At 34.1% G+C, this 20217-nt stretch carries 21 protein-coding genes and 1 pseudogene; all 22 read left to right on the top strand.

The genetic code is table 11. The features are described from left to right. The first annotated feature begins 1 nt into the window (after window position 1). Window positions 2-754 (top strand): hypothetical protein, encoded by a 753-nt coding sequence (locus B6F02_RS01215; RefSeq protein WP_080145577.1) that lies wholly within the window; start codon window positions 2-4, stop codon window positions 752-754. A gap of 207 nt (window positions 755-961) precedes the next feature. Continuing rightward, the gene (locus B6F02_RS01210) at window positions 962-1279 is read left to right on the top strand and encodes a hypothetical protein (RefSeq protein WP_080145576.1); all 318 of its coding nucleotides are present in this window, start codon (window positions 962-964) and stop codon (window positions 1277-1279) included. After that, the gene (locus B6F02_RS01205) at window positions 1276-2352 is read left to right on the top strand and encodes a cell division protein FtsK (RefSeq protein ID WP_080145575.1); all 1077 of its coding nucleotides are present in this window, start codon (window positions 1276-1278) and stop codon (window positions 2350-2352) included. Before B6F02_RS01210 ends, B6F02_RS01205 begins: the two co-directional genes overlap by 4 nt. Before the next feature lies 1 nt (window position 2353). Further along, window positions 2354-2938, top strand: a complete 585-nt coding sequence (locus B6F02_RS01200; protein WP_080145574.1) for a hypothetical protein — start codon at window positions 2354-2356, stop codon at window positions 2936-2938. Window positions 2939-3077: 139 nt separating this feature from the next. Continuing rightward, entirely contained in the window at window positions 3078-3683 is a 606-nt protein-coding gene (locus B6F02_RS01195; protein ID WP_080145573.1) for a replication protein, read from the top strand. Next, window positions 3676-3882, top strand: coding sequence for a DUF3173 family protein (locus B6F02_RS01190; protein ID WP_066790109.1), 207 nt, complete (start codon window positions 3676-3678; stop codon window positions 3880-3882). Before B6F02_RS01195 ends, B6F02_RS01190 begins: the two co-directional genes overlap by 8 nt. A 3-nt stretch (window positions 3883-3885) precedes the next feature. Next, window positions 3886-5103 carry a tyrosine-type recombinase/integrase gene (locus B6F02_RS01185; RefSeq protein WP_080145572.1) on the top strand — a complete coding sequence of 406 codons (1218 nt, stop codon included), beginning with the start codon at window positions 3886-3888 and terminating at the stop codon, window positions 5101-5103. Window positions 5104-5679: 576 nt separating this feature from the next. Beyond that, on the top strand, window positions 5680-6582 hold the full coding sequence (locus B6F02_RS01180) for a hypothetical protein (protein ID WP_080145571.1): 903 nt from the start codon (window positions 5680-5682) through the stop codon (window positions 6580-6582). A 69-nt stretch (window positions 6583-6651) separates the two neighbouring features. Further along, complete coding sequence (locus B6F02_RS01175) at window positions 6652-7407, top strand: DUF4209 domain-containing protein (RefSeq protein ID WP_179128499.1); 756 nt, start codon at window positions 6652-6654, stop codon at window positions 7405-7407. An 838-nt stretch (window positions 7408-8245) separates the two neighbouring features. Beyond that, the gene (locus tag B6F02_RS01170) at window positions 8246-9844 is read left to right on the top strand and encodes a hypothetical protein (protein ID WP_080145569.1); all 1599 of its coding nucleotides are present in this window, start codon (window positions 8246-8248) and stop codon (window positions 9842-9844) included. A gap of 276 nt (window positions 9845-10120) precedes the next feature. Beyond that, window positions 10121-10435 (top strand): YdcP family protein, encoded by a 315-nt coding sequence (locus B6F02_RS01165; protein WP_080145568.1) that lies wholly within the window; start codon window positions 10121-10123, stop codon window positions 10433-10435. A gap of 20 nt (window positions 10436-10455) precedes the next feature. Beyond that, the gene (locus B6F02_RS01160; RefSeq protein ID WP_080145567.1) at window positions 10456-10830 is read left to right on the top strand and encodes a YdcP family protein; all 375 of its coding nucleotides are present in this window, start codon (window positions 10456-10458) and stop codon (window positions 10828-10830) included. Window positions 10831-10876: 46 nt separating this feature from the next. After that, a complete protein-coding gene (locus B6F02_RS01155; protein WP_080145566.1) occupies window positions 10877-12238 on the top strand; it encodes an FtsK/SpoIIIE domain-containing protein in 1362 nt (453 codons plus the stop codon). Window positions 12239-12294: 56 nt separating this feature from the next. Next, window positions 12295-13275: a toll/interleukin-1 receptor domain-containing protein gene (locus tag B6F02_RS01150; RefSeq protein ID WP_080145565.1), complete on the top strand. Its 981-nt coding sequence runs from the start codon at window positions 12295-12297 to the stop codon at window positions 13273-13275. A 206-nt stretch (window positions 13276-13481) separates the two neighbouring features. After that, on the top strand, window positions 13482-14717 hold the full coding sequence (gene mobT / locus B6F02_RS01145; protein WP_080145705.1) for a MobT family relaxase: 1236 nt from the start codon (window positions 13482-13484) through the stop codon (window positions 14715-14717). A gap of 48 nt (window positions 14718-14765) precedes the next feature. Next, the gene (locus tag B6F02_RS01140; RefSeq protein ID WP_080145564.1) at window positions 14766-14987 is read left to right on the top strand and encodes a hypothetical protein; all 222 of its coding nucleotides are present in this window, start codon (window positions 14766-14768) and stop codon (window positions 14985-14987) included. A 54-nt stretch (window positions 14988-15041) separates the two neighbouring features. Continuing rightward, window positions 15042-15806 (top strand): DUF6414 family protein, encoded by a 765-nt coding sequence (locus tag B6F02_RS01135; protein WP_080145563.1) that lies wholly within the window; start codon window positions 15042-15044, stop codon window positions 15804-15806. After that, the gene (locus tag B6F02_RS01130; protein WP_080145562.1) at window positions 15799-16899 is read left to right on the top strand and encodes an AAA family ATPase; all 1101 of its coding nucleotides are present in this window, start codon (window positions 15799-15801) and stop codon (window positions 16897-16899) included. Before B6F02_RS01135 ends, B6F02_RS01130 begins: the two co-directional genes overlap by 8 nt. Window positions 16900-16993: 94 nt before the next feature. Continuing rightward, window positions 16994-17491, top strand: a pseudogene (locus tag B6F02_RS01125) (antirestriction protein ArdA). A 95-nt stretch (window positions 17492-17586) separates the two neighbouring features. After that, complete coding sequence (locus B6F02_RS01120; protein WP_080145561.1) at window positions 17587-17847, top strand: transposase; 261 nt, start codon at window positions 17587-17589, stop codon at window positions 17845-17847. Next, the gene (locus tag B6F02_RS01115; RefSeq protein WP_143745167.1) at window positions 17844-18731 is read left to right on the top strand and encodes an IS3 family transposase; all 888 of its coding nucleotides are present in this window, start codon (window positions 17844-17846) and stop codon (window positions 18729-18731) included. Before B6F02_RS01120 ends, B6F02_RS01115 begins: the two co-directional genes overlap by 4 nt. Window positions 18732-19345: 614 nt before the next feature. Further along, complete coding sequence (locus B6F02_RS01110; protein WP_179128498.1) at window positions 19346-20149, top strand: ComEC/Rec2 family competence protein; 804 nt, start codon at window positions 19346-19348, stop codon at window positions 20147-20149. Window positions 20150-20217 lie beyond the last annotated feature (68 nt).

The following is a 20217-nucleotide window of genomic DNA, read 5'->3' as shown; positions in this document are numbered from 1 at the left end:
CTTGGTTAAAGTAGTCAAAGAAAATCCATATCCGAAAACCACTCAATTGATTTATTCTCAAGCTTCAAAACGCATTGATGAAAAATACAATGAGTGGGCGAAGCACCAACAACGCCCTGCAAAAGTGGACGTTTATTCCGATACAAAGCTCCTGACTAATGTATTGGACTACCACAAAACTAAGGAAATAGCGAATGGAAATTATTCAAAACTGGTTAGCTTGAAATTGGCAAAAGCGTTAGTGACAAATCTAGATTTTAATGACTTAAACGAAGTGTATTGGGGAAACCCGAAAATTTATTTTAAGGATTTTTTCGTTACCTTGCTTTTGGAAATGCAACAGTCAGAAAATTATATTGATTACTTTTGGGATATTCCATTATCGACGGAAGAAGATATTGAAACATTTTATCAGAATTTCGAAGATGAAATCCTAAATGATGGTGAAAGAGGTCAGTCTTTATTATCATGTTTCATTGATTTTACTTATAATATTCATGAAAGTATGGAGCCTGTTGGTGATATTTTCAAGTTACAGAATATGAAAGTTGATGAAAGCAACTTAAAGAACGTAAGATCAGAAATATTGACATTTGAAAATTTACCAAGCTCATTGGATGTATTTATCAAAGAAATTTTATTGACTTCTATTTGGAACATTGGTTTTGATGATTTTAACGAACGCCTTGAGCAAGAAGCTGAAAAGGGTCATGATATTCGAAAAATAAAAATAAAGAAAATAACTGATAAATAACTGAATCATAAAACCTTCGCAGAAGTGCGGGGGTTTTATTTTTTTAATTTTAAATTCCCGCACCTACAAAGAAAAAAATTGTCATACTTAACTCATCAAGTAAAGCAGTGCTTGATGATGAATTGCCATGTTGGTTGCAAACAATATGGCGGTTGGGTCGGCGAACTGCTGATAGCCGATACTACTAATTTAACGAGGTACAAAGTCATGAAGACGAAAAATATAAAAAGCTCATATAGCTTAGAAACGGCAGTAAAGTATGTTCAGGGTGATAAGCCAATCTATAACGTATCATCTGAAATTGAAACTCAACTTGTATGGACTGATGACGGCAAACGCACGGATGAAGTGGCGGGGTATAAAATTTACTTTTCTCAGGAAGGCGTAAATCCTTTTGCAGTGAAGTTTGCCAAAATGCCGTCACTGCCACCGTTCCTTTCAGAAGTGAAATTGGACAATTTAGAAGCGATAGAGATTCGTTCTAACGTGTACTTCCGTGCAGAAGGGGTACGAGTGGTTAAATGATTAACAACAGTTTACTGCTTGCAAAGTATATCTTACAGGCGATAAACATGGCTTTGCAGATTAGCGGGGAAACCAGTTACTCAAATTCATTTGATGTAAAGGTAACGAATGAAGGCGTCTATTTCATTCCCCGCATGCCTGCAAGTTATGTGGTTGATGATGACCTCTATCAAAAGTTATTTCTTATCATGAACGCCGTGCTTTACCCCGAATATACTTTGTTAAAACAATCGGGAGCATATTTTGTTCCACTAGATACGGATGATATTCATGTCAAACGTGCTTTATTCTTCCCGTGGGTTAAGGGTATTTCAAAACGGTTAGTCATTTCAGATATTGATAGCTTTGTTGAACGTTTGCCACTCAACAAAATTCCCATCATGGAAAACCTGACAATAGATTTGAACAAGGTGACAAGTTTCGCTATTGCAGGCAATAGCGGATCGGGGAAGTCATACGCTCTTACTTATATGCTTTGCGTGCTAAAATGGTCGTCACAGTTGGTTATCGTTGACCCTAAGTTCGATATGCCGAGCAGGTGGGGTAGAGAAAACAATGTTCCAGTTGTCGCTCCTAATGCAAGTCGGAGCAAATCTGATTTTGTTTCAGAAGTGAATAGTGAGTTGAGCAAGGCGCTTGAGTTAATTCAACAACGTCAGCAAGTTTTATATAACAATCCTACTGCTGATTTTGAACATTATACAGTTGTTATAGATGAGGTTTTGGCTTTAAGCGATGGGGTGGCAAAACCGATAAAAGACGGATTCTTTAGTCTACTTTCACAAATAGCGCTACTAGGCAGGGCAAGTAAAGTTCACTTGCTATTGGTATCACAGCGATTTGATAATAATGCTATCCCGATTTCTGTCAGGGAACAGTTGAACGTACTCGTTCAGGTTGGCAATATTAATTCTAAGACAACACAATTTTTATTCCCTGATTTATCGCTTGAAGGTATCGTTATTCCGCAAGGTATCGGAACGGGATTGATACAGGTAATCGACTCGGAGCACCCTTTTCAGATTGTTCCATTGCTAACGCCGACATTCAATAAATTAGAAGGGATAATGTGACATGAAAAAATCATATTTTATGCGGACGTTCCGCTTGGATGGCTATTTGCTATTAATTTCTGTATTGTTATTTGTTGCCGAGTTTGGCTTCATGCTGATAGGGCTATTCCTGCATGGTCAAGAAAACGGCAGTATGGTGAAATACACTCAATTTCTCTATAAATACGTGATGATTGTTCAACACGGTTTGCAACAGGTTCTAATCGTTTCAATTTTAATCACGCTCTCGATTATCTTGCCCGAAGTCATTATGAGGGCGTTTAAGGATTCAGTAATAAACATTAGTAAGTCAATTTGGCTTACTTCTCGGATAAGAAAGTTTTTACAGATGAGGGCAACACGTGAGGAAGAGAAAAGTATGATTTTTAGATACAACAAGGCGGTTAATAAAGCGATTGTTGATGTGCGCAATGACAGCGTTGTGTTCATGGTGAAGCTTCCCAATGAATTAGGCGTACATGGCATGATTTTGGATAATAAAAATTCTATGCGTGAAGAAATCGCCAACCGATTGCCAGAATATTCATTTTCAAATATTGAAAGAGTGAAAAGTTACCTAAGACTTGAAGGAACGAGAATTAGGTAAAGTAGAACAGCGGAGCTTTTGCTTGCCATAGGCAAGAGCAAAGGAGCTCCGCTGTATTTATAAAAAATAACGCAAACAGTATAACGGGGCTACTACGACCCCCGTTATATCATTAATCAATAATCAAGGTTGGTGGAAAATGAAAAAGCAAAAAGATAAACGTAGTAATAAATGGGCATTCATCCTTTATCAAGAAAGCGCACCTGAAAATTATTTTGATGTGTTGGAGGGTTTGCATGTACCGTTTATTTTAAGTCCTTGGCATGATAAAGATGTCAATAAAGAAACGGGTGAAATCAAGAAAGCTCATAAGCATGGGGCGCTTTACTTTGACAGTTTGAAAAGCTATTCGCAGGTATCAGAATTAATCAGTGAAAAACTCAAATCGCCGAAGCATGTTGAAGTGATTATGTCACCAAAAGGCATGTACGATTATTTTGTTCATGCCGAAAATCCAGACAAAACACAATACAACATTGAAGATATTGAGAGCGGTTGTGGCTTTGACTTAGCTGGTTTTCTTTTAGAGCAAGATGGCGGTTCATTTATTGGTGAAATCATTGATATGATTGAAGAAAATGAATTTGTGGAATTTAAAGATTTGGTAACATATGCCAGAACGAACAATACAATTTTGTTGGCATTAGTCATGAACAAAACTTACTTCTTCGCAAAATATCTTGATTCACGTCGCTATAAGTCGGAAAGAAATAGACAAATTAAAGGCGGTGGCAACAATGAATAAAGAAATGGTAAGTTGGCAGGATTTAGAAAAACTAGGCTTTCCACCTTACACGGCAAAAAGAATTATTCGTCAAGGGAAAGCATTTATGGTAAGCTCAGGGTATGAGTTTTATCAAGGGTCGCGGGTGTCCGTGATACCCTTGAAGGCGGTAAAATCCGTTATCGGTGATATTGAATTGTCGTCCGAAACGGAGGAATAATAATTGCCAACCACACAATATACAGGTGTGTTTACAGATGATAAGGGGCAGTTTTACTATGAAGCTAGCTTAGGCTTCGATCTTATCACTGGAAAGCGCATTAAGAAAAAAGCACGCAAAAATCAGAATGGGAAACGGTTTTTATCAGCAAGAGAAGCCTATAAAGAATTAACTCGCATTCGCAGTGAGTTTTTTCAAACAAACGGCTACTCAAACTATGATATGACCTTTGAACAATTCATGAATGAGGTGTACTTGCCTTTTTATGAAACAGACGTCCTTGAACAAACTTTTCAAAGCCGAAAACCAATGTTGAAAATCATCATGCAACGTTTTGGTAAGAAACAACTTCGAACGATTACGGTTCAGGATGTGCAACATTTCCGTACATGGCTTTTGTCAAAACGGAGGGGTGGCGCAAACTACTCAAATGGTTATGCTAGCCTGATGTTTTCAACTTTGAAGAAAATATTAGGCATGGCGGTTAGTTTGCAATATTTGGAAACTAATGTAGCTACGAAAGTGAAGGCAATACCAAAGGGTAAAGCACAGGTTGCCTACTGGACTAAGCAAGATTTTGAGAAGGTTATTAATCAGATTTGCATTGATGATTTGTATGAACACCTTTGTTTTGTCATGCTCTGGGTGTATTTTAATACAGGAGTTAGAGTAAATGAAGGAACGGCTCTTTGGTGGTCGGATTTCGATTTCAAGAAGAAAACTTTGCGTGTAACGCATATGTTGATACTTGAAAGCAAAACAAACTGGCAACGGCAGTCTTACACAAAAACAGAAGCAGGCAGTCGAATTATTAGCCTTGATGATGATACGATTGAAATTTTGAAAGCGTGGAAAAAACGACAAGCGGAAGAAGTCGGCAATCTTGACTTCATATTTAGCTATGATGGTAACCCAATGATTAAGTCAACCATTGCCCGCATTGTTAAACGGTATGCAAAACTTGCAGGCGTTCCAGAAATCGAAGCAAAAGGACTTCGCCACAGTCACGCAAGCTATCTCATTAACGAATTTAATGTGTCGGTTCTGATACTTTCAAAACGTCTCGGTCATTCAAGCCCAGAAATTACATTGAAGCACTATTCGCATATGTATTCAGGTATAGACCAAGAAATTGCGCAAGTCATGAATGGGAATATCAAAATTGAAACAGCAAAGAAAAGCAGTGTCTCATTTAATGGAAATCAGGCAGTGAAAAAGTAACTGTCTCCAACACTGTCTCCAAAATAAAAAAGCCACTCGTAAACGTTGATATGACAGCGTTTGTAGAGCTTTAGTTCTACATTGAGTGGGAGTAATTCACTAACTTGATTTGGTAGTGAATGATTGGTTTCACAGGCTTCTTTCGGTTCTTAAAATGGATAAAATGATTTAAATTGATTATGTTTCCCGCAAAAATCCCGCCAGAGATGTTGGAAGGGGAACCTTATCAATTTCAAAGTTTAGAGGGTGCATTCTTATGAAATGTACTCTCTTTTTGTCTGATTTCTCCGCAAAAGTTTTGACTATCCCCACTCTGGATTTTGGGTGAGGCATATAAGGCAAAACGCAGTAAAATTGAGGACTGTGAAAAACGATAAAATAGTATAAATCATAAAAATAAAAAATAGTGCAGTCAAAGCGCATTTTTGCACCTAATCAGATGTTAGTCTGTTACTCTACGATCTATACTCCAATATTCATTTTTTAAATTTCTACTTTTATATTGCCAATATTAACCTTTCCATATAATTAATTAACCATAGTTAGTTTATCATATATGATATGGAGGCATAAGATATGCGAGATAATTGGTTAGAGTATTTTGTCAATAGCAATGAACCGCTTCATTTTGACTTGGAAGCGGCACAAGTCTATGATGATTTGTTTAAAAAGATTGCTGAAGATGAAACTCTTCAAACATTTCAAGAAAGGAGAAAGGCTCTTTATAACGAGTTAGAATTAAGATTTGATTCCACTTCGGATGTTTTTGTTAAAACTGTTATTGGTTATTCACTTACATCTGGCATGTACTTCATTAATGAAGGATTTTCCGATAGCAAAACAATGCATAAGTACAGCGGACAACGATTCAGAGAGTTTGCTGACATGGCTACAATCGCAGCTATGCAAATAGCAGAAGAATTGGTGAACAGAAAAAAACAATATCGTTTAGCTTCTAGTTTAGTTGGTGTTGCAATAAATTCTGCTGATAAAAAAGACATAAACACTGTTGAAAATAAGTTAAGCAAATTGGTAAGTTCTATTAAGTTTGATGAGAATACCTTGAATAGAATAGAAAATTTTGAACTTCTTATTCCAGCTATTGATTATTTGCTAGACGAGAAAAATTTTAGAACGGAAGAGTTGTTGAAGAAAATTGAAACGATGATTTCTTTTTCAATACTTCAAGGAGATACCGCTCCTACTGAACGTTCAAAGTACAATCCAATGGGATTTGATTGCATATTTCCATCAGCTTTCAATTTAAAGATTAAATGGTATCAAAAGAAAAATGATAAACAGCAAATAAAAGAGGTAGCAAAGAGATATGCAGGGGTTTATGAGCAATTAGCAGAGGAACGTTTTAATCTAGGTGGTATTAATTTAGAAGCCTCAATAATGCATTTGGAGAATGCTATAAAAATTTATCAAAAATATGAATTAACGAATTCAGAAAAAATGAAACAATCCAAAATGTGATTGGATAAGTTGAAAACAAGATTTTCTAAAATGGAATATCCGAACTCTATAATCCGGGATAAAAATCTTATGGATTATCTAAGTGAAGAAGAACAAACTCAATTAAATGAATACATTGAACAGTTTAAACTTATGGAGCGCAATGAACAGATTGAGTTTCTAATTCGAAGTGTCCCATTTATTACAAGACAAGAAATTTTAGAAAATAGAAAAAGAATTAAACAAATTAACCAATTTTTTGAGGTTTTTTCAGTCATTATGAAAAATGAATATGAGCAGACTATCTTTGAGTCAAATAGTGAGGCGACTAAGGAAAGTCTAGCTCTATTTAGAAGTATACAATTAATTGGAGCAGCTTTGTGGATGCATCTACTACAAGTCATATTAGAGGAGAAAATTCAAGTCGATTTTTCTGAAATGATTAAAAAACATCCTATATTGATTAAAAGATCGTATTATATTAATAAAGCATTTGAGTTGTTTTTTGTAGGAGATATCTATTCGGGATTATATTTACTTTCACCACAGATTGAATGGTGGTTTCGTGAAGTTGCAAAAGAAGCTGGTGAGCAAACTTCAAATCTGAAAAGATTTCCAGTTGAACACTCAAAAACTCTTACTCCAATTTTTGAAACAGAGGCATTAAAATCATATCTCGGTGAAGATAGACATTGGCTATTCAGAAAATTAATGATAGAGGAACTCATGAATATTCGAAATAAAGTAGCTCATGGGCTGGAGTTTAACGATAATGGTTACTGTGCCTATTTTGTTTTGTGCATAATGAAATTACTTTTTGAACAAATAGGAAAAATTACTTCCTAAGTAATTTCTAGATTTTAGGAGGACATATAAGCTGAAATGCAGTAAAATCAGGAAATTGCTGTATGTGCATTTAATCAGACACTTCAATATAATTCTATTCCACAATCTAATATTCAATTATTCGGGCTACCGATGACTAGGTAGCTTTTATTTTTATCGAAATAAGATGTCTAGTTTTCTAAAGAAAATGATATAATGAAACAGTATACTTAATAGTTGGAATAATACACTAACTTGATTTGGTAGTGAATTATTTATTTAACAGGCTTCTTTCGGTTCTTATAATGAATAAAATGGTTTAATTTGATCTAAAATCCCTCCAGAGTTTCTGGGAAGGGGAACCCTATCAATTCAAAGTTTAGAGGGTACATTTTTATGAAATGTGCTCTCTTTTTTGTCTGTTTTCTCCGCAAAAGTTTTTAGTAACCCAACTCTATTTTAAACGTACAGTATATAAGGATAAATGCAGCAAAATTAAGGGGTTTGAGAAAGTATTAAGTGAGATAAAACATATTAAAAATAATAATAGTGTAATTTTCGCATCAAGTCTAACCTGTTTATTTCAAAAAACTATACAGTATAATTCTATATCCAGTTCTTTAATATAGCTGCATGGTCGTTTATTAATCTTTAAGGAAAGTTTCGCATAATTTTGAATTAGGCTAAACTTTTAAATACATTAGAAAATATTTAATTATATTTTTAGGCAGACTATATATTGTAAAAAAAGGTGATGTTATTATTTTAGATTTTATGATAAAAAATAGTTTTCTTCTTTATTTTTGTTGATGAGTTTAAGTGGTATAGTATAATTAAACAAACTATTGGAGGAATTGTATTGCAATTAACTGACTATATTAATTGGTGGGAGGAAACCAAAGAACTTGGTTTGAAAGATGTAAAATCAACATTTGTTTCTTTATTTTCAGAATTAGATTCCTTACCATCAATTTATCATCCTATTTTATATAAATTCCTTAAGAATCCTCAAATGAAACATTGGAACAATGATTTATTTCTTTTCACAAGGGCAAAAATTCAGGAAATTGAGGAAAATATAGGGAACGAAAATATGACCACGACTTTATTAAAAAATTCCCACTTCTTGATCTATACTTATCAAAATTTATTAGATATAGAGGAAAGAATTTTATTAATGAACAGATTTAAAGGGAGTGAGGAGTTAAAAGCAAAAATATTTAGTATTAACATATACAACGACTTATTAAATACTAGTTTCAGCAATATACTAAAACTGTTCATTGAATTTCAAAGTATAATTGAAAACCGTAATTTGTTTCAAAAGAATTTAACTCCACAAATAGAATGCTTAGCAAGTTCTAAAAGAGGATATCAAATAATTACTGACTTAGCTGATTCAAATATTCGTAACGCAATTTCACACGGTGGAGTTAAAGCAGAAGGTTCCAAAATGTTTTTTTCTTATAGAAAAGGTGGGCAACAAATTCAGGAAGAGTCAAGTGTTTACAATTTTAAGGATTCACTCTTACAGTTATATGATGGATTAAGTGCTATTGTATTAGCATGGATTGGATATTTGTGCGAAGAAAATATAACTTATAACGAAATATATAAAAATTCTTCTGCTCATGAAGACACTTCACTATTCTTTGAAAAACTATCCATGTCTACACTCCTCACTACTTGTGATAAAATATATCAGCTAGATATTAATAATCAGACTGAACAAAGACAACATATAAATGTGGAATTTGTTGGTGTAGACTTAGATATTGATTCACGAGTTTTTCTCGGTTTACATACTGCAGAAAGGATTTTCCAGTTAAGAGAACTATCATTAGAAGACACTATCATGATTTCGTTTCATTCTCCTAGAACTGCTAATTCTTTTTTTACAATTAATTGCTCTATAGTTAGCGACTTAGCAAGTGGTGTAATAGATTTGGGAGAAGCTTGGAAACGTGTAATTAAAGATAAAAATGTATTGATGTTTCCGATTAACGATGAAAATAGAAATGAATTTGAAGATTCCTTTCGTTATTATCCAGATATAGAAACTGAAGACTACCTAATAACAGAAATTGAGGACATTAGCTTAGAAGACCAGAAGCGATTTAAATCGGTTGTATATCTTAAACGAGCAAAAAGACCAAACCATGTACGCGATGCCGTAAAGAATGCTATCAATAAGATTAATACATTGGAGAATTTTGGATTTTCATCTCATAAAGTAAAATATGGGAATATGGAAGCAGATATAATATACATGGTATTATACAAAAGAGAACTACGTAGAGGAAAAGATAGAGCTTTATTTCCGAGTAATGATAATTTTATTGCACAGGTTCAATATGATAAAAATATGAGGTTTCCAATTCGAAACAATTTTGTAGATACTCACCTTAAACGAAGACGAGAAAAAACAATAGAGTATAATTGGAATCCAAATTTTTAAGAAACTACTACGACTGTCGAAAAAAATACAGTGGTTTCTAAGAATATTAAGGCTGATTTACTTCAGAACATATCTAGCATAATAACGCATTCCTAGAAAGTTGAATATACAGAATAAGACACTTCGAAAGATGAGGTGTCTATTTTTTTACCCAAATTGAAAGGATGTGATAGTTTGAAACAATAAAAACAAGATTTAAAGGGGCGTTTCCCACCCTGTAAAACATTTAATAAATAAAACTCATTAAACCGTTTAAAAGAAAGGATAGGTATAAATATGGAACTAAAATTTGTAATCCCAAATATGAAAGAAACCTTCGGAAATTTAGAATTTGCTGGAGAGGATAAAATTAAACAGCGAAGAGTTAACGGACAAATGACTGTGCTATCTCGTAGCTTCAATCTATACTCTACTATTCAAAGAGCAGATGATATTGTCGTTGTTCTTCCTGCCGAAGCTGGAGAAAAGAACTTTGAATTTGAAGAAAGTGTAAAACTAATTAACCCACGTATTACAGCAGAGGGCTATAAAATTGGTACTCGTGGATTCACTAATTATTTTTTACATGCAGATGACATGATAAAAGCATAAAGAAAGAGAGGAATTTAATTATGAGATTAGCTAATGGCATTGTATTGGAAAAAGAGGCAACCTTTGGAGAGTTAAAATTTTCCGCACTCCGTCGTGAAGTCCGTATTCAAAATGAAGATGGTACAGTTTCAGAGGAAGTTAAAGAACGTACCTATGATCTAAAATCCAAAGGACAAGGACGTATGATCCAAGTAAGTATTCCCGCCAGCGTTCCTTTAAAGGAATTCGACTATAATGTAAGGATAGAAATTATCAACCCAATAGCTGATACTGTCGCTACTGCTACCTTTCGAGGGGCAGATATAAACTGGTATATCAAAGCAGATGATATTATTCTGGTGAAAGATTCTAATGCACTTAGAAACCAACCACCTAAAAAAGAACCTGTTAAATAAGAATTATCACTCTATCTTCCACTAAATAGAAAGGAGAAGATAACGGATGAAACAGATTACATTTCATGGTAAAAGGATTCGTCCGAGTGACAAAGATTTAGTCTTTCGCTTTACAATAGCTACCTTACTACCCATTTTCCTGCTGGTTGTTGGACTGTTTCATATTCAAGCAATCCAGCAGGTCAATTGGCAAGACTTTAATCTATTGCAAGCAAACCGGATTGACATTCCCTATTTAATGATGAGTATAAGTGTCGCAATTCTTGTTTGCTTGCTGATGGTATTTCTATTCAAAAGATATAGATATGATACAGTAAAACAACTCTACCACCGTCAAAAGCTGGCAAAGATGATTTTAGAAAATAAGTGGTATGAATCGGAACAGATTAAAACAGATAGCTTCTTTAAAGATTCATCCAGTCGTACTAAAGAGAAGATAGCTTACTTTCCCAAAATCTATTATCGTCTTAATAACGGATTGATACAAATTCGGGTAGAAATTACTTTAGGGAAATATCAAGACCAGCTCTTACACCTAGAAAAGAAACTAGAAAGTGGCTTGTACTGTGAGCTGACGGATAAAGAGCTAAAGGATTCTTACGTGGAATATACCTTGCTTTACGACACTATCGCTAGTCGGATTTCTATTGATGAAGTACAAGCTACAGATGGAAAATTACGACTGATGGAAAATGTATGGTGGGAATATGACAAGCTTCCTCATATGCTGATTGCTGGGGGTACAGGTGGCGGTAAGACATACTTTATTTTAACACTGATTGAGGCCTTGCTTAATACAGAATCAAATCTATATATTCTTGACCCAAAGAATGCTGACCTTGCAGATTTAGGCTCTGTAATAGAAAATGTTTACTACAAAAAAGAGGATATGCTTTCCTGTATTGATAATTTCTATGAAGAAATGATGATACGCAGTGAGGATATGAAGCAAATGGAAAATTATAAAACAGGAGAAAATTATGCCTACTTAGGACTTCCAGCTAACTTTCTTATTTTTGATGAATACGTGGCTTTTATGGAAATGCTGGGAACAAAAGAAAATACCGCAGTCTTAAATAAATTGAAACAAATTGTTATGTTAGGTCGCCAAGCTGGCTTCTTTTTAATACTAGCTTGTCAACGTCCAGACGCAAAATATTTAGGCGACGGAATCCGTGACCAGTTTAATTTCAGAGTGGCACTTGGAAGAATGTCTGAAATGGGCTATGGCATGATGTTTGGCAGTGACGTACAAAAAGATTTCTTCTTAAAGCAAATCAAAGGACGTGGCTATGTAGATGTGGGAACAAGTGTCATATCAGAATTTTACACACCCTTAGTACCAAAAGGACATGACTTTCTAAAAAATATATCTGATTTAACAGGAATGGTGAATGAAGATTCATAGTTAAAGAATTATGTAGATGATATAATTAACATATATTTTTGTTAGGGGGATAATATATGGAGAGAAGAATTTTTATATCATATGCATGGGAAAAAGAAAAAACAGCTGATAGAAAGATTAAATCATTTACGCAATGGTTAGCTATTTATCTTAAAAAGTGGGGATTTGAAGTTTTACTAGATGTATATGAAAATCATCCAGGAACTAAGCTCGATGAATTTATGGTTAATGGGATAAATTCATCGAGATTTGTAATATGTATATGTACAGAAACATATATTAATAAAATGAAAGATCCTAAAACAGGAGTGTTTAATGAAGTTACACTATTAAAAGAAAAATCTAACAGCCCATTCATTATTCCAATGATTGAAAAGGGGAAATTTGAAAATTTACCAGATTTTTTCGAAGGAAAATTTGTCAGCGAATTGTTATTAGACACTCCGTACTCGCAAGAAAATCAAAATCCAATCTTCGAATTAATAACCACACTAAGGGACGAACTTTTATCAATTAAAAATGTTGATACAGAATCTAGAATTGAGAGCTACTATAACGATGTAGAAAAGTTTAAATTTTTTTCAGATGCTGTTAACTTAATGAGTTTTGAAGGACAGGCTGAACAAACAGTCACTTTTCAATACTTAATAAATGGAGGAGATTTTAAGATTGGCATACCACCAATGGAATTTGTAACACATTGGTCTACTGCGGGATCTGAAAGTATTCATTCTTATAACAAAGTTCAAGAAATGTTACGAATTCATAATTTTAAAGAATTTGAAAGTATCAATATACCTTCAGATATAAAGGAAGAGTGGTTGATGCCTATAAAGTGGAGTACAACTTTAAAAGTAGGTGATGGAGTTGTCTGGATAAATAATAAAAATTATGTTGCAGTGGGGAAAATACTAGACATTAACTTAAACTCAAATGATGAATATAGAAGCACAGTTACATTAGATTATAAAGTTTTGAATCCAATAGAGGTTTCAGATGATTTTATACAACACACTGAGTTAGAAGAAATTAAGTAATAGGAATATTGATAACAGCAGACAGTCCACGTAGGCAACGTGCGAAGCGTAAGTCGCAGGTGTGGACTGATCTTGCTGGCTGGTGTGGCGATAGCCACGCCAGCACTTAACCCCCCGTATCTAACAGGGGGGTACAAAACAACAAGAAACAGACAAAAAATAGTAGAAAACCCTTTGGTTATAAGGGATTTAGAAAATTTGGGCGTATGTCAAATGAGCTTCAACAGTTGACATACGCTTTTTTGATTGGAGAGATTAAGCTGAGTGAAAAGACTTGGGTACAGGAATTAAAAGAAAAACGTCTTGCTTATGGGCTTTCACAAAATCGTATGGCAATTGCAACAGGCATTACAAGACAATATCTTAGCGACATTGAAACAGGCAAAGTAAAGCCATCAGATGAACTACAAGAATCACTTTGGCAAACACTGGAACGATTCAATCCAGACGCTCCCCTTGAAATGCTCTTTGATTATGTGAGGATTCGATTTCCTACAACAGATGTCAAACACGTGATTGAGGATATTTTGAGGTTGAAAATTTCCTATATGCTTCATGAGGATTATGGATTCTACTCTTATACAGAACATTATGTTTTAGGTGATATATTTATTCTATGCTCCCATGAGATAGATAAAGGAGTACTGGTTGAATTAAAAGGTCGTGGTTGTCGTCAATTTGAAAGTTATCTTTTGGCACAGCAAAGAAGCTGGGATGAGTTTTTTATGGACGCCTTAGTGGCTGGTGGCGTGATGAAACGACTTGACCTTGCTATTAATGATAAAACTGGGATTTTAAATATTCCTAACCTCACAGAAAAATGTAGACAGGAAGAATGTATTTCAGTTTTCCGTAGTTTTAAAAGCTATTGTAGCGGTGAATTGATACGCAAAAATGAAAAAGAATGTATGGGAAACACACTCTATATCGGTTCGCTCCAAAACGAAGTCTATTTTTGTATCTATGAAAAAGACTATGAACAGTTCAAGAAAAACAATATTCCTATTGAAGATGCAGACGTAAAAAATCGTTTTGAAATTCGTTTAAAAAATGAGCGTGCCTATTATGCAGTACATGATTTATTAGTCTATGACAATCCGGAGCGTACTGCTTTTAAAATTATCAATCGCTATATCCGTTTTGTAGATAAAGACAGTACAAAGCCCCGTTCTGATTGGAAACTCAATGAAGAATGGGCTTGGTTTATTGGAAGCAACCGTGAACAATTAAAATTAACGACAAAACCAGAACCATATTCTTTTCAACGGACGTTGAACTGGTTGTCCCATCAAGTCGCACCTACTTTAAAGGTAGCCATGAAATTAGATGAAATTAATCAAACGCAGATTATCAAGGATGTTTTGGATAATGCCAAACTAACGGAACGACATAAGAAGATTTTAAGACAACAGTTAGTAACCGATAAGGAAATAATCACTTAGTACGTTTCTGTAAATTAAACAATTGTAAAAAAAGAAAGGAGAATTTTTATGAATTTTGGACAAAATCTTTATAACTGGTTTCTATCAAATGCTCAATCGCTGGTACTCTTGGCTATCGTTGTGATTGGCTTGTATCTTGGCTTTAAGCGTGAGTTTAGTAAGTTGATTAGCTTTCTCATCATTGCCATTATTGCAGTAGGCTTAGTTTTTAATGCAGCGGGTGTGAAAGATATTTTATTGGAGCTATTCAATAGAATTATTGGCTCATGATACTTCTATAATAATGATATAATATATCTAATTAAAACATAGGAGGATTGATGAATGACTAAAAAATCAAAAAACTCAAAGTTTTTAAAAATAATTTACTTTGATGAAGTAGCTGCTAATGATTTTGTAACCATTAAAAATGGTGGAAAAATTGATTGGTCAACAAATGAAAATAAAGAAAGGTTAGCTAAGCTTGTAGCGGAAATAGATGCTCAAGCAAAAACTGGATTCAATCTTTTTTCTACTTTTAAGGCAACTATTTCAGGTAGTGTTAATACAGGTTATGATTCTAAAATGGCTAAAATAATGGAATCAACAATATCAAACACTTTATTAACTGATTATCTGTCACTAGCTGTAGAGGATAAAAACATTCATATCTTTAAATCTGAAGAGATATATGCTCCAGAAGAATCCATAACCATCTATAAAATGTATAGTTCATATTTAAATGTGGTACCTAAAGAAGAAATACCCATTGATTTAACTGAACTTAATAAAGCTATACTTGGAGATAGAGGATATTATCAAATGCTTTTAGGAAGCGAACCTGTTCCTAAAACAGTTTTAAGATTTAATATTAACGCTTTTAAAAATAGTTATACATTAGCAGACTTATCAAAAATGAATCTTACTTACTATGGAATTAAAGTAGGAACTTGCACCATGAATCAACTATCAATGGAAAATGAGTTTAAATTCGAAAAGAAAAAAAGTGAAATAGACGTTACTGAAATAGTTACTGGGGAAAAAAATGAAGATAAAAATGATTTACTAGATGTATACGATGTAGTGTTAGGTGGTGTTATTAGTGAGTGATATAGTGATATTTTATGGTTCAAGAGTAGAATTTAATAAATCAATTCCAGCTCAATATAAAACACTAACTGAATTAGTATATGAGAATGACAGAGATTCAAAAAATATGATTATTCAGATATCTGATCAACCCCAACCAAAGAGTGAACCAGAAAAGATTAGGGTCGAAAATATAGTTGTAGGTTCAGATGAATACGCTGGCGTTAGAGAACATGTGATCATTAACTTTAATAACTTTTTAAGTAAATTTGATTATGATAGATTATATCTGCATAATCCCCCATTACAAATTAGTGATCAAATTAAGAGGTTATTTCCAGAAACAGAAGTGTATAATCAAGAATATATTAGTTTGGATATAGATAATTTAAAAAAAATCAATTCAAAATATGATGACAGAATTATTGGTCAAAAAAGTGCAAAAGAGAAATTACTACAAGCATTGTTTCCTGTTACCTTATCTAATCGTAAAAAACCAATAGTTATACTATTATATGGAATGTCTGGAATCGGTAAGACCGAAACTGCAAAATTCATTTCAGAGATTATTGGAGAACCATTATTTAGAAAACAATTTTCTATGTATCAAAATAGTCAGTTTGCTAATTATCTTTTTGGTGGTGCACATTATGAAAAGAGTTTTGCTAAAGATTTATTAGATAGAGAATCAAATGTATTATTACTAGACGAATTTGATAAAGCCCATCCTTCATTTCATAGTGCTTTTTATCAACTATTTGATGAAGGAATTTACGAGGATCAAAACTATTATTTGGAGTTAAAAAAATCAATAATAATCTGTACATCGAATTACCTAAGTCTTGAAGAGATTGAAGAAAACCTAGGAAGTCCTATATTTTATAGATTCGATAAAATTATACATTTTAAAGAGTTAACTAGTGAAGAAAAAAATAAAATCGGTCAAAAAATCCTTGTTGAATCTTCAAAAAAATATGAGATGACCCTATCTCCTGATGTTAGAGAAAGACTTTTTGATAGTTTTATATATTGTTCAAATGTTAGACAGATTAGAAATTTAATACAGGATACTTTTGCATTCAATGCAATAGTTAATGAAATCGAAAAAGAATAATAGTAAAAACATTCGTATTGTTAAATAAAAAAGCATTAGATAAATTAATCTAGTGCTTTTTTTATGCAAATTTTAAAGAAAGGATGTGAATTTTATGGATGATATGCAAGTTTACATTGCCAATTTAGGAAAATATAATGAGGGAGAATTAGTAGGGGCATGGTTTAAACTCCCTATTGATTTTGAGGAAGTAAAGGAACGTATTGGGTTAAATGATGAATACGAAGAATATGCTATTCACGATTATGAATTACCCTTTGAGGTTGACGAACACACGTCTATTGGCGAATTAAATCGCCTGTGGACGATCGCTGAGGGATTACCAGATTAAATACTTGCAGAACTATCCAATCTACAATCTCATTTTGGAAGCATTGAAGAACTCCATGAACATCAAGAAGATATTATTTGTTATTCAGATTGTGATGATATGGCAGATGTCGCACGCTACTATATTGAAGAAACAGGAGCTTTAGGAGAAGTTCCTGCTAACTTACAGAACTATATTGATTATGAATCCTATGGTCGTGACTTAGAAATCGAGGGAACATTCATTTCTACTAGTCACGGGATATTTGAAATCTTATATTAAATCTATCAGTAGAAAAATGACTGATAGATGATGTTAGTATGAAATCCTGGACACGTTTTGATAGAATATAAACTATCGAAAAGGAGTGTCTATCGATGTCAAACCGAAGAACCTATGATGTCGACTATAAGAAAACGCTAGTCAGTTTGTACGAAAATGGTCATTCAGTAAAGAATTTAAGTGAGGAACATGGCATAGCAGAACAAACCATTTATCGGTGGATCAAAAAATATTCCACGGATGAAAAAACCGGATATTCTGAAGCAGATATCGAAAAAATCAAAGCAGAGAATGCCCGTCTTAAGACAGACAATGATATCCTAAAAAAGGTCTTAGCCATGTTCACTCAAAAATAGACCGCGATGACTTTATTTTCGAACTCAACGCAATCAAAGACGACATCAATTTAAAGCGAACATTGGAATTGTTTGAGATTCCACGCTCAAGTTTTTATGAACGTATTAATCGCGAGGAATCGCATAGAGATCGTGAAAATCGGCGTATTCTCAAAAAAATTGAACGCATATGGGAATCAAGTGGGCGTGTGTATGGTGCCCCGAAAATTCATGCAATCTTGGTTACTCATGAAAACGAAGACTGTAGTCTCAAACGTGTTCAAAAACTGATGCATAAACAGGACATTCGTTCCATTACACAAAAGAAATGGCGGCCCCATAGGTCCGTTGATCCTGTGCCGGACGATCGGGTAAACTTATTAAATCAAGATTTTTCTACCACTGGATTGAACCAAATATGGGTAACGGATATCACCTACATTTGGACAGGGAAAGATGAATGGAGTTACCTCTCCACGATCCTTGATTTATATTCACGGAAAGCGATTTGGTCATTTAGCCGACAGATGACCGTGGATCTGGTCTTAGATACTTTAACCAAGGCAACCCAACGATACGGTGCGGCCGAAGGCCTCATTCTCCATTCTGACCTTGGTTCACAGTACACAAGCGAAGCGTATGAATCTTCGCTAGAAAAACAAGAGATTCGTCATAGTTTCAGTCGGAAAGGGAGTCCTCACAATAATGCCGTAATCGAATCCTTTCATTCTATCGTAAAAAAGGAAGAAGTTTACCAAAAGAATTATCCTGATTTCGATACGGCTTATAGAGAATTATTTCAATACATTGAAGCCTTCTACAATCGGAAGAGAATCCACTCGGCACTTGGGAACCGAACGTCCCTGGCCATTGAGCAAGCATACTTAGATCAAGCAGTCATTTAAGTTAGACGGAACCATAGGACGGTTAAATAGAAAGTCTTTAGCTATCCTCAAGGTTTCGGTAAATGTTCTAAAAAGCGTCAGCGGTTAGAACGTTTACTGAAACCTTGAGGCCTCAAAACAGGTCCATGTTTCATTAAGAAATTCTCTTAAATCGTGTCCAATATATTGACGTAATACCAATTTAATAAGTAAACCTTAGCACACGATATCTTTGAATTCACTACAGGCATCGTGTGCTTTTTTGTGGAGTTATTTCTAAAAATATTCTTTACCACATAATTACCACAGAATTCAATCAGTTTTACGGAGAATGAATTCTTCTATATGAGTATAATAAGAGTATAGAAGACATACACAATTTCTAAACAGTTAAAAGAGATGCACTCAAAGATTCCTAAGAAGGTAGGGAGTATGTAACCTTATGTTGTTATTCCTGCATTTAATCCAAGTATCAAACTGCAATCATTTAGCAGGGAACTAAAAAAGCCTAATCTGATGGGAGAAATTTCTTTAGTTGTTTTATGTCATTTACTTGTAAGACAGATATAAATAATTTAGAAGGAGGAACTAAAATAGTTTTTAAAGAAAATAAATTCATTAATAAAGGTATAAAAATGGTGACAGCTTTCGTCGTCTCAATAGCGCTGGCCGGTTGTTCTTTGCAGAGTCAAGCTAATACTCTGGAAAGTTTAGACATCACGTTTTTCAAAATCGGTAGTGCAGATAGTATGGTGTTATCAAATGGGGATCAGACTATCGTCATTGATACCGGTGAAGAGGAAGATGGGGAAGAAATCGTGGAGTATTTAGAAGAAGAAGGAATAGCATCCATAGATTATCTGATTATCACACATTTTGACAAAGATCATGTCGGAGGTGCAGATACGGTCTTAAATGAAGTGGACGTTCAGAATGTATTGGTGCCGGATTACGAAAGCGACAGTACAGACTACTTGGAATTCGTTACTGCTATGGAAGAAGCGGGACTTGCCGCTACAGTTCTGACAGAGACATTGAAATTTTCAATTGAATCTGCCAGCTTTACAGTCTATCCACCAGAAGCTGATGCATATGAAAGCGATAATGACTACTCACTAGTTGTCAGTGTAGAACATGGAGAGAATTATTTCTTGTTTGCCGGAGATGCAGAAGAAGCCAGGCTTGAAGAAGTAATGAATCAGACAGAAGGAGAATACACGCTGCTTAAAGTTCCTCACCACGGAAGACTTGCAGCGAACAGCGAGACATTTTTTGAAACAGTCAATCCTGAATATGCAATCATCACCAGCTCGGATAAAAACACAGAAGAAGAAGAAGTTGTTTCGGCTCTTGAAGAATTAGGAACAACAATCTATCTGACAAGAGACGGAAATATACAAGTTTCGAGTAATGGCAATTCAATTCAAGTAGTTCAGTAAGCAGAGCAACCCTCGTAAAAGGGTTGCTTTATTTTTATACTATTCAGCATTAGGAATTAATAGCGGTT

This window comes from Marinilactibacillus piezotolerans, assembly GCF_900169305.1.
Taxonomy (GTDB): Bacteria; Bacillota; Bacilli; order Lactobacillales; family Carnobacteriaceae_A; genus Marinilactibacillus; species Marinilactibacillus piezotolerans_A.
This window is presented reverse-complemented; position numbering and strand designations above follow the sequence as displayed.

Coding starts and splice junctions, on each gene's coding strand:
- B6F02_RS01135 (WP_080145563.1), top strand. CDS start 15,042: ATGACTAAAAAATCAAAAAACTCAAAGTTTTTAAAAATAATTTACTTT.
- B6F02_RS01150 (WP_080145565.1), top strand. CDS start 12,295: ATGGAGAGAAGAATTTTTATATCATATGCATGGGAAAAAGAAAAAACA.
- B6F02_RS01155 (WP_080145566.1), top strand. CDS start 10,877: ATGAAACAGATTACATTTCATGGTAAAAGGATTCGTCCGAGTGACAAA.
- B6F02_RS01165 (WP_080145568.1), top strand. CDS start 10,121: ATGGAACTAAAATTTGTAATCCCAAATATGAAAGAAACCTTCGGAAAT.
- B6F02_RS01180 (WP_080145571.1), top strand. CDS start 5,680: ATGCGAGATAATTGGTTAGAGTATTTTGTCAATAGCAATGAACCGCTT.
- B6F02_RS01210 (WP_080145576.1), top strand. CDS start 962: ATGAAGACGAAAAATATAAAAAGCTCATATAGCTTAGAAACGGCAGTA.
- B6F02_RS01120 (WP_080145561.1), top strand. CDS start 17,587: ATGTCAAACCGAAGAACCTATGATGTCGACTATAAGAAAACGCTAGTC.
- B6F02_RS01110 (WP_179128498.1), top strand. CDS start 19,346: ATGGTGACAGCTTTCGTCGTCTCAATAGCGCTGGCCGGTTGTTCTTTG.
- mobT (WP_080145705.1), top strand. CDS start 13,482: ATGTCAAATGAGCTTCAACAGTTGACATACGCTTTTTTGATTGGAGAG.
- B6F02_RS01175 (WP_179128499.1), top strand. CDS start 6,652: ATGGATTATCTAAGTGAAGAAGAACAAACTCAATTAAATGAATACATT.
- B6F02_RS01200 (WP_080145574.1), top strand. CDS start 2,354: ATGAAAAAATCATATTTTATGCGGACGTTCCGCTTGGATGGCTATTTG.
- B6F02_RS01190 (WP_066790109.1), top strand. CDS start 3,676: ATGAATAAAGAAATGGTAAGTTGGCAGGATTTAGAAAAACTAGGCTTT.
- B6F02_RS01195 (WP_080145573.1), top strand. CDS start 3,078: ATGAAAAAGCAAAAAGATAAACGTAGTAATAAATGGGCATTCATCCTT.
- B6F02_RS01140 (WP_080145564.1), top strand. CDS start 14,766: ATGAATTTTGGACAAAATCTTTATAACTGGTTTCTATCAAATGCTCAA.
- B6F02_RS01205 (WP_080145575.1), top strand. CDS start 1,276: ATGATTAACAACAGTTTACTGCTTGCAAAGTATATCTTACAGGCGATA.
- B6F02_RS01160 (WP_080145567.1), top strand. CDS start 10,456: ATGAGATTAGCTAATGGCATTGTATTGGAAAAAGAGGCAACCTTTGGA.